This window comes from Pseudomonas sp. (genome assembly GCF_035277045.1).
Lineage (GTDB): Bacteria > Pseudomonadota > Gammaproteobacteria > Pseudomonadales > Pseudomonadaceae > Aquipseudomonas.
Genome location: NZ_DATELE010000008.1, coordinates 1 through 8677 on the forward strand (window position 1 = coordinate 1; position 8677 = coordinate 8677).

Below are 8677 nucleotides of genomic sequence, written 5' to 3' on the forward strand. Positions count from 1 at the left end.
AGTCCATCGGCAAGACCGGCATCGAGCACTTCTACGAGGCCCAGCTGCACGGCCATGTGGGCTATGAAGAGGTGGAAACCAACGCCCAGGGGCGGGTCATGCGGGTGCTGCGGCATCAGGATCCGACGCCAGGCCAGGACATCGTCCTGAGCCTGGATTCCAACCTTCAGCTGGCCGCCGAAAAGGCCCTGGGAGACCGCCGTGGTTCCGTGGTCGCGCTCGATCCGGCCACCGGGGAGGTGCTGGCCATGGTCAGCAATCCCAGTTTCGATCCCAACCTGTTCGTCAAGGGCATCAGTTTCAAGCAGTACGCCGAGCTGCGCGACTCGATTGACCGGCCGCTGTTCAACCGTGTGCTGCGCGGGCTGTACGCCCCCGGTTCGACGGTCAAGCCCGAGGTCGCCATCGCGGGTCTGGACAGCGGCGTGATCACGCCAGCAAGCAAGGTCTTCGACCCGGGCTACTACGAGCTGCCCAACTATGACCACAAGTACCGCAACTGGAACCGCAGCGGTGACGGGTGGGTGGACATGTACAGCGCGATCATGCGCTCCAACGACACGTACTTCTACGACCTGGCGCACAAGCTGGGTATCGAGCGTCTGCACGACTACATGAGCGAATTCGGCCTGGGCCAGAAGGTGTCGCTGGACATGTTCGAGGAATCCGCGGGGTTGATGCCTTCGCCTGAATGGAAGCGGGCCAATCGCCGCCAGGCCTGGTACCCGGGTGAAACCCTGATCCTGGGTATTGGCCAGGGCTACATGCAGGTGACCCCGTTGCAGCTGGCCCAGGCCACCAGCCTGCTGGCCAGCAAGGGCGTGTGGCATCGCCCGCACCTGGCGATGACCGTGGGTGATACGCCGCCGGTGGACACCAACCCCATGCCCGACATCGTCCTGCATGACAGCCGCGCCTGGGACCAGGTGAACGAAGGCATGCAGATGGTCATGCACGCCCCCCGAGGCATTGCCCGTGCGTCCGCGGCCGGGGCGCAGTACCGGATTGCCGGCAAGAGCGGTACCGCGCAGATGGTGGCGATCAAGCAAGGCGAGCGCTACAACCGCGAGAAGACCCTCGAGCGGCATCGTGACAATGCCCTGTTCGTCGGTTTCGCACCGGCGGATCATCCCAGCATCGTGGTGGCGGTGATGATCGAGAACGGTGAGGCGGGAGGCCGGGTTGCCGGGCCTGTGGTGCGGGAGGTGATGGATGCGTATCTGCTCGATGAGCAGGGGCACCTGAAGACGCGATATGCGGGCAACGCCGACAAGGCAGCGGTGCCGCATGCGTAGGAGATGCTAGAGCTCGGTGGCGTCATCGGCGGGCTCTGGGGTGTCCAGCTCGTAGGCCTGGTATTCGAGAAGTTCTTCCTGATAGTCGTCCATCGGCATGCTCGCTCTTTGTTCATTTCGGTCGTTGGTCATGGGCCACGTTAGCGGGCCGGGATGACCGGGTTATGACAAACGGTGTTTGTGAAATAAACGTAGCAGGCGTTCCGGGAATTATCACGGCGAGGTATTGCGGTCTGTGTCGCCGACGGGTGGTGGCGGTGTGGCGTTGAGGGTTTCAGGAGGCGCAGGGAGCTGGATCCGGCCCGGTGTTGGCTGAGTCTGTGAGAGCGTGCCTTGTGCCGCGAAATGAGGGCGAAGCCCTCACCGGGGCGCAGAATCACAAGGTTACGCGATGCCGGCAGGGGACAAAGACAGTCTCTCCCACAAGGGTCCCGGCGTTGCCTGAGCCGTTTCAGAGCGGTGTGGGCTGGGAGTCTTCCTGCACCTGGATCGGTGGGGCTTCGGCGGGCGGCGCGATGGGCTGCGAGCCTTGACTGTCATCGAGGACAGGCGCAGCCGGTGTTTCGCTGGCAGGCGCGACGGCAGCCGCCTCTGGCGCCGGTACAGGCTCGATCGACGCAGCAGCGGGCGCTGCCCTGGCCTCGCTAGCACTCACAGCCACAGGCTCGACCGACGCAACCGCTGGCGTTGCCTTGGCCTCGCTTGCGATCACCGTCCCAGACTCGATCGGCGTGGGAGTGGACGCTTCTACCTTGGCCTCGCTCGCACCCGCCGCCAGAGGCGCCGCTACAGGCTCGACCGACGCAACCGCTGGCATTGCGTCGGCCTCACTCGCGATCGCCGCCAGAGCCTCGATCGGCGTGGCAGCGGGCGCTACTACCTTGGCCCCACCCGCAACCGACTCAACCGCGGGCGCTGCCGGAGCCTTGCTCGCAATCGCCGCCAGAGGCGCTGCCGCAGGCTCTGGCACGCCGATGTCGGCGATGGGCCTGGCTGCCACGGGCTCGCTCGCTACCTTGCTGGCCTTGGGCAGAAAACCTTCGACCAACGCAAAGTAACGATCATAGAACTGCGCGGAGGTCACGGTCTCGCTCGCCACCTTGACCATTGAGTCGTCCGAGGAGCCGATCGGCATCGACAGCGAGCCGAGCACCCCTACCCCGAGGCTGGCGGACGTGTTGGATTTTTTCAGCGCGTAACGGTCCTGCAGGGCGTTGGCAAACATGATCGAGCCCTGCTTTTCACCGCTGTCTGGGGCGCAGGTGACATTGAAGCTGATCTGCAGGTGGCTTTCGCTGCTCTGCTGGAAGCTCTTGTTGCCGTTGACCTGGCCCGCGCCGCTGCTGGTGATGATATAGCCCTGGCTGAGCAAGGCCCGGCGAGCCGCTTCGCACGATCCCGCCTCGCTCACCGGGAAGCTTCGCGAGAAGGTGCCCGAGTCAGCGAAGTTTTCGTGTTCGTAGATGGCGGCCTTTTTCGAGGAGCAGCCAGACACGCCTGCCAGCACAAGGGCCAGCCCGAGCGTACCGACGAGAAATGACTTGGACATTGCGAGTCTCGAGAAAAAACGATCGGCGTCTATTGTGCAACATATCGCCAAGGCGATGGAACGGGAGCAACGTGGCCTGGCAAATGACAGAAACAAAAAAAGCGACCCGAAGGTCGCTTTCTTTGTTGCTTCGAGGAGTTCAAGGGCCTCGAAGCGAAGATGGCGCAGCGGACGGGACTCGAACCCGCGACCCCCGGCGTGACAGGCCGGTATTCTAACCGACTGAACTACCGCTGCGCATGTGGACTTGCGTCCGGTTCCTCTCAATTAGGATTCTTCTTTCGAAGAGCCCTGGGTCAGGAACATCTCAGGAATTGGTGGGTGATGACGGGATCGAACCGCCGACCCTCTGCTTGTAAGGCAGATGCTCTCCCGGCTGAGCTAATCACCCTCTGCGTAACACGTTGCTTGCTGCCTTGTTTCCGTGTTGCGTTTGCTTCTCTGAGGCCGCGAAATTTACGCACCTATCGAACCTAAGTCAATACCCCTGTTGAATTTTTTTTCAAAAAAGGCAAAAAAGGTCAGGTATAGATCATCTTGCGGGTCATGCCGCCGTCCACCACGAACTCCTGACCGGTGACGAAGCCTGCCTGGCGCGACACAAGCCACGCGACCATCGCCGCGACGTCCTCCACGGTCCCTACCCGGCCTGCCGGATGCTGGGCGTGGTCTTCGTCGCTCAGCGGCTCGGCGCGGCGCTCTGACGGGTCGCGTGCATCGATCCAGCCGGGGCTGACAGCATTGACGCGAATCTCCGGCCCCAGGCTGATCGCCAGCGCATGGGTCAGGGCCAGCAGCCCACCCTTGCTCGCGGCATAGGCCTCGGTGTCCGGCTCGGACTGGCTGGCGCGGGTCGATGTCAGGTTGACGATGGCCCCGCCATGCGCGCGCAGGTAAGGCGCGCAGTGCTTGGCCAGCAGCATCGGCCCACCGAGGTTGACCGCCAGCACGCGATTCCAGTGCGCAAGGCTCAGGCTTTCCAGCGTGCCGTTGTGCGGATTGGCGACCGCCGCATTGCACACCAGCGCGTCCAGGCGCCCGAACTGGCCGAGCACCTGGGCCACCGCGTTGATCACCTGCGCTTCGTCGGCGACATCCATGCCGACGAACCAGGCATTGTCACCGAGCGCCTTGGCGACCTTGGTACCGCGCGCGCGGTCCAGGTCGGTCAGGACCACTTGCCAGCCTTCGCTGATAAGCCAGGCGGCGATTCCCAGGCCAATGCCGCGCGCGGCACCAGTAACCAGGGCAACCCGGCCGTTATGGCTTGGTTCACCGCCTGGCCAGTCCATCACAGCGCCGCCAACCCGCGTGCAAGGTCAGCCTTGAGGTCGGCCACGTCTTCCAGGCCCACGGCAACGCGGATCAGGCTGTCGCGGATACCTGCCGCTTCACGCTCCTGCGGCGACAGGCGCCCGTGGGAAGTCGTGCCCGGATGGGTGATGGTGGTCTTGCTGTCGCCCAGGTTGGCCGTGATGGAAATCAGCCGCGTGGCATCGATGAAGCGCCATGCCCCGTCCTTGCCACCCTTGACCTCGAAACTCACCACCGCGCCGAAGCCACTCATCTGGCGCTTGGCCAACGCGTGCTGCGGATGGCTCGGCAAGCCGGCGAAATGCACCTTCTCGATGCCGTCCTGCTGCTCGAGCCACTCGGCCAGCGCCTGGGCGCTCTCGCAGTGGGCGCGCATGCGCAGCTTGAGCGTCTCCAGGCCCTTGAGGAACACCCAGGCATTGAACGGGCTAAGGGTGGGCCCGGCGGTGCGCAGGAAACCGACGACTTCTTTCATCTGCTCGCTGCGCCCCGCCACCGCACCGCCCATGCAACGGCCCTGGCCGTCGATGAACTTGGTCGCCGAATGCACGACGATGTCGGCCCCAAGCTTCAGCGGCTGCTGCAACGCCGGGGTGCTGAAGCAGTTGTCCACCACCAGCATGGCGCCACGGGCATGGGCGATCTCGCTCAGGGCGGCGATATCGACCAGCTCGGCCAACGGGTTGGACGGCGATTCGACGAACAGCAGTTTGGTGTTGGGCTTGATGGCCTGCTCCCAGCCCGCCAGGTCGGCGAGCGGCACGTAGTCGACCTCGAGACCAAAGCGCTTGAAGTACTTCTCGAACAGGCTGATGGTCGAGCCGAACACGCTCTGCGACACCAGCACATGATCACCGGCGCTGCACAGCGCCATCACCGTGGCCAGGATCGCCGACATGCCGGTGGAGGTGCCCACGGCCTGCTCGGCGCCTTCAAGGGCCGCCAGGCGCTCTTCGAACGCGCGCACGGTAGGGTTGGTGTAGCGCGAATAGACGTTGCCCGGCGTTTCGCCGGCAAAACGCGCGGCAGCGTCGGCGGCGGTACGGAACACGTAGCTGGAGGTGAAGAACAGCGCATCGCTGTGCTCGGCCTCCGGTGTGCGGTGCTGACCGGCGCGCACCGCCAGGGTGTCGAAACCGACACCCTCGAGGTCACTGTCCAGTCGCCCGGCATCCCATTGATCAGTCATGCCGTTGCTCCCTCAATCAGTTGTTGTACAGGTCGATGATCGCGCTGACCGCCTGGTTCTTCACCTTGGCGACGTCGTTGCGCGCCTGCTCGATGCGATCCAGGTAAGCCTCGTCGATGTCGCCGGTGACGTACTTGCCGTCGAATACCGCGCAATCGAAGTGCTCGATCTTGATCTTGCCGCCGCCGACCGCTTCGATCAGGTCCGGCAGGTCCTGGTAGACCAGCCAGTCGGCGCCGATCAGCTCGGCGACCTGCTCGGTGGAACGATTGTGAGCGATCAGCTCATGGGCGCTCGGCATGTCGATACCGTAGACGTTGGGGTAGCGCACCGCCGGCGCGGCCGAGCAGAAGTAGACGTTCTTGGCGCCGGCTTCACGGGCCATCTGGATGATCTGCTTGCAGGTGGTGCCGCGCACGATGGAATCATCGACCAGCATCACGTTCTTGCCGCGGAACTCCAGCTCGATGGCGTTGAGCTTCTGGCGCACCGATTTCTTGCGCGCGGCCTGGCCGGGCATGATGAAGGTACGGCCGATGTAGCGGTTCTTGACGAAGCCTTCGCGGAACTTCACGCCCAGGTGGTTGGCCAGCTCCAGCGCGGCGGTGCGGCTGGTGTCCGGAATCGGGATGACCACGTCGATGTCGTGGTCCGGACGCTCGCGCTGGATCTTCTCGGCCAGCTTCTCGCCCATGCGCAGGCGCGCCTTGTACACCGACACACCGTCGATGATCGAGTCGGGACGGGCCAGGTAGACGTGCTCGAAGATGCACGGGCTGAGGTTCGGCGCGGTGGCGCACTGACGGGTGTGCAGCTGGCCTTCCTCGGTGATGTACACCGCCTCGCCTGGCGCGAGATCGCGGATCAGGGTGAAGCCCAGCACGTCCAGCGATACGCTTTCGGAGGCGATCATGTACTCGACGCCTTCGTCGGTGTGACGCTGACCGAAGACGATCGGGCGGATGCCGTGCGGATCGCGGAAACCGACGATACCGTAGCCTGTGATCATCGCCACCACCGCATAGCCGCCGACACAGCGGTTGTGCACGTCGGTGACCGCGGCGAACACGTCTTCCTCGGTCGGCTGCAGCTTGCCGCGCACGGCCAGCTCATGGGCGAACACGTTGAGCAGCACTTCGGAATCGGAGTTGGTGTTGACGTGGCGCAGGTCGGACTCGTAGATCTCCTTGGCCAACTGCTCGACGTTGGTCAGGTTGCCGTTGTGCGCCAGGGTGATGCCATAGGGCGAGTTGACGTAGAACGGCTGGGCCTCGGCGGAGGTCGAGCTGCCCGCGGTCGGGTAGCGCACATGACCGATGCCCATGCTGCCCACCAGGCGCTGCATGTGGCGCTGCTGGAACACATCACGCACCAGCCCGTTGTCCTTGCGCAGGAATAACCGGCCGTCATGGCTGGTCACAATACCGGCAGCGTCCTGGCCGCGGTGCTGGAGGACGGTTAGCGCGTCATACAGCGCCTGATTGACGTTCGACTTACCGACGATACCGACGATGCCACACATGCGACGCAACCCCTACTTTGATGAATCTTGAGTGGAAAGCGCTCAGGGCGTCTTGAGCCCTGGCAACTGTTCCTTGAACGGGAGATCAACAGGTACGCTGATCCCACTGGACATCCACTGACTGGTGAACCCCAGGATGAGGTTTTTCGACCAGTCAGCGACGAGAAGAAATTGTGGCAGCAGGCGCGATTCCTGCCACCACGGATCTTGTTGCACGGGCCCCAGGCTCAGCAGCCCGACGCCCACCACCACCAGCAAGGCCCCGCGCGCGGCGCCAAAGGCCATGCCCAGGAATCGATCGGTGCCGTCCAGGCCGGTCACGCGAATCAGCTCGCCGATGAGGAAATTGATCATGCCGCCTACCAGCAGGGTGGCGACGAAAAGAATGGTGCAGCCTGCGATCACCCGTGCCGAAGGCGTCTGGATATAGGACTCCAGGTACTGCGACAGGGAGCCGCCGAACATCCAGGCAACGGCCCCGGCAACGATCCAGATGAGCAGCGACAGGGCTTCCTTGACGAAGCCGCGCTTGAGACTGATCAGTGCAGAAACGGCGATGATCGCGATAATCGCCCAATCGACCCAGGTAAATGCCACGGTGCTGCCTGCAAGGATATGAGGCGGCGCATTTTACCAGAGCAACGGCCTTGTGTGTAGGAGCGTCCTCGCGTCGCAACGCGGGCCTGCAAGGGCTCAAGGCCGCTCCCGCATGCAAGAACCCGTCTTAGCCACGCTCGGGCTGGAAGCGCACGACGAAGCCCTTCAGTTTCTGCTGGCGATTGATCACGTCGCGAAGGCGCTCGGCCTCGGCGCGGTCGATCAAGGGGCCGACAAAGACCCGGTTCATGCCACCCGCCGAACGGATGTAGGCGTTGTAGCCCTGGCTGCGCAAGGTCTTCTGAAGGTTGTCGGCACCCGCGCGATTGGACAGGCTGGCCAACTGGATCGACCAGCTGACCGGCAGACCGTTACCATCGACCTTGTTCGCCGTGGCGGGCTTGGCCGTGGAGGCGACAGGCGCGGCGGGCTTTTCCACCTTCGGCGCAGGCGCGGCCGGTGCCTGGGGCGCCGGGGCCGCGGAAGGCGACGGGGCAATCGGCGTGCTGGGCGGCGCTACCGGGGCCGTGGACTCATCGACCACCACCGGCGCTTCCTCAGGCAACGCCTGCGGCTCGGGCACCGGCACCGGCTCGACCTGCACTTGCGGCGGGCTCGGCATGCCTGGCGCCTGGGGCGCCTGCACCTGGACCTGACGCATTTCGTCCTCGCGGGTGAACAGCATCGGCAGGAAGATCACCGCCAGCGCCACCAGCACCAGCGCACCGATCATGCGCTGCTTGACCCCTTTATCCAGCACTGCCATCTGTTCCACCCTCCCCGGCCTGCCGCTCTAGCCATTGCAACGCCTGGCCGACGCAGAAAAACGAACCGAACAGCAGGATCTGGTCGCCTGCCGCTGCCTGTGCGCACTGCCCTTCCAGGGCAGCATCGACACTTGCATAGGACTTCACCACCGCGCCGAGGTTCGTCAAGGCAGACTCGAGTTCCGCCGCCGGGCGAGTGCGCGGGGTGTCCAGGGGGGCCACGGCCCAGCTGTCGACCAGCGGCTGCAAAGGCGTGACCACGCCATCCAGGTCCTTGTCGGCAAGCAACCCGAAGACCGCCAGGCGGCGTCCGCCGCTCGCGCGACTGGCCAGGCGCGCCGCCAGGTACTCGGCCGCATGCGGGTTGTGCCCCACATCCAGCAGCAGCTCCAGCGGCTTGCCCTGCCAGCTCAGCGCCCGGCGGTCGAGGCACCCGGTGATACG

At 64.4% G+C, this 8677-nt stretch carries 7 protein-coding genes, 2 tRNA genes and 1 pseudogene; 1 reads left to right on the plus strand and 9 read right to left on the minus strand.

All coding sequences use genetic code 11. The annotated features are described in order from the left end of the window. The coding region (gene mrdA / locus VJS90_RS00285) for a penicillin-binding protein 2 (protein ID WP_324117984.1) at positions 1 to 1295 on the plus strand (1295 nt) is incomplete at its 5' end. Between the two features lie 727 nt (positions 1296 to 2022). Here mrdA and VJS90_RS00290 read toward each other — a convergent pair. The 9 genes and pseudogenes from VJS90_RS00290 to VJS90_RS00330 all read right to left on the minus strand — a co-directional run. Next, positions 2023 to 2844: pseudogene (locus VJS90_RS00290) on the minus strand (DUF2242 domain-containing protein); the annotation flags it as partial. Positions 2845 to 3004: 160 nt separating this feature from the next. Continuing rightward, positions 3005 to 3081: transfer RNA gene (locus VJS90_RS00295), tRNA-Asp, on the minus strand. Between the two features lie 78 nt (positions 3082 to 3159). Next, positions 3160 to 3235: transfer RNA gene (locus tag VJS90_RS00300), tRNA-Val, on the minus strand. A gap of 130 nt (positions 3236 to 3365) precedes the next feature. Beyond that, positions 3366 to 4136, minus strand: coding sequence for an SDR family oxidoreductase (locus VJS90_RS00305; protein WP_324117988.1), 771 nt, complete (start codon positions 4134 to 4136; stop codon positions 3366 to 3368). Then, a complete protein-coding gene (locus VJS90_RS00310; protein ID WP_324117990.1) occupies positions 4136 to 5347 on the minus strand; it encodes an O-succinylhomoserine sulfhydrylase in 1212 nt (403 codons plus the stop codon). Before VJS90_RS00310 ends, VJS90_RS00305 begins: the two co-directional genes overlap by 1 nt. Positions 5348 to 5363: 16 nt before the next feature. Continuing rightward, entirely contained in the window at positions 5364 to 6869 is a 1506-nt protein-coding gene (gene purF / locus VJS90_RS00315) for an amidophosphoribosyltransferase (protein ID WP_324117992.1), read from the minus strand. 42 nt (positions 6870 to 6911) lie between these two features. After that, complete coding sequence (locus VJS90_RS00320) at positions 6912 to 7466, minus strand: CvpA family protein (protein WP_324117994.1); 555 nt, start codon at positions 7464 to 7466, stop codon at positions 6912 to 6914. Positions 7467 to 7593: 127 nt separating this feature from the next. Then, a complete protein-coding gene (locus VJS90_RS00325) occupies positions 7594 to 8232 on the minus strand; it encodes an SPOR domain-containing protein (protein ID WP_324117996.1) in 639 nt (212 codons plus the stop codon). Continuing rightward, positions 8216 to 8677: glutamate ligase domain-containing protein (locus VJS90_RS00330; protein WP_414704881.1), on the minus strand; the 462-nt coding region annotated here is incomplete at its 5' end. The genes VJS90_RS00325 and VJS90_RS00330, both read right to left, overlap by 17 nt.

Coding starts and splice junctions, on each gene's coding strand:
- VJS90_RS00305 (WP_324117988.1), bottom strand. CDS start 4,136: ATGGACTGGCCAGGCGGTGAACCAAGCCATAACGGCCGGGTTGCCCTG.
- VJS90_RS00310 (WP_324117990.1), bottom strand. CDS start 5,347: ATGACTGATCAATGGGATGCCGGGCGACTGGACAGTGACCTCGAGGGT.
- purF (WP_324117992.1), bottom strand. CDS start 6,869: ATGTGTGGCATCGTCGGTATCGTCGGTAAGTCGAACGTCAATCAGGCG.
- VJS90_RS00325 (WP_324117996.1), bottom strand. CDS start 8,232: ATGGCAGTGCTGGATAAAGGGGTCAAGCAGCGCATGATCGGTGCGCTG.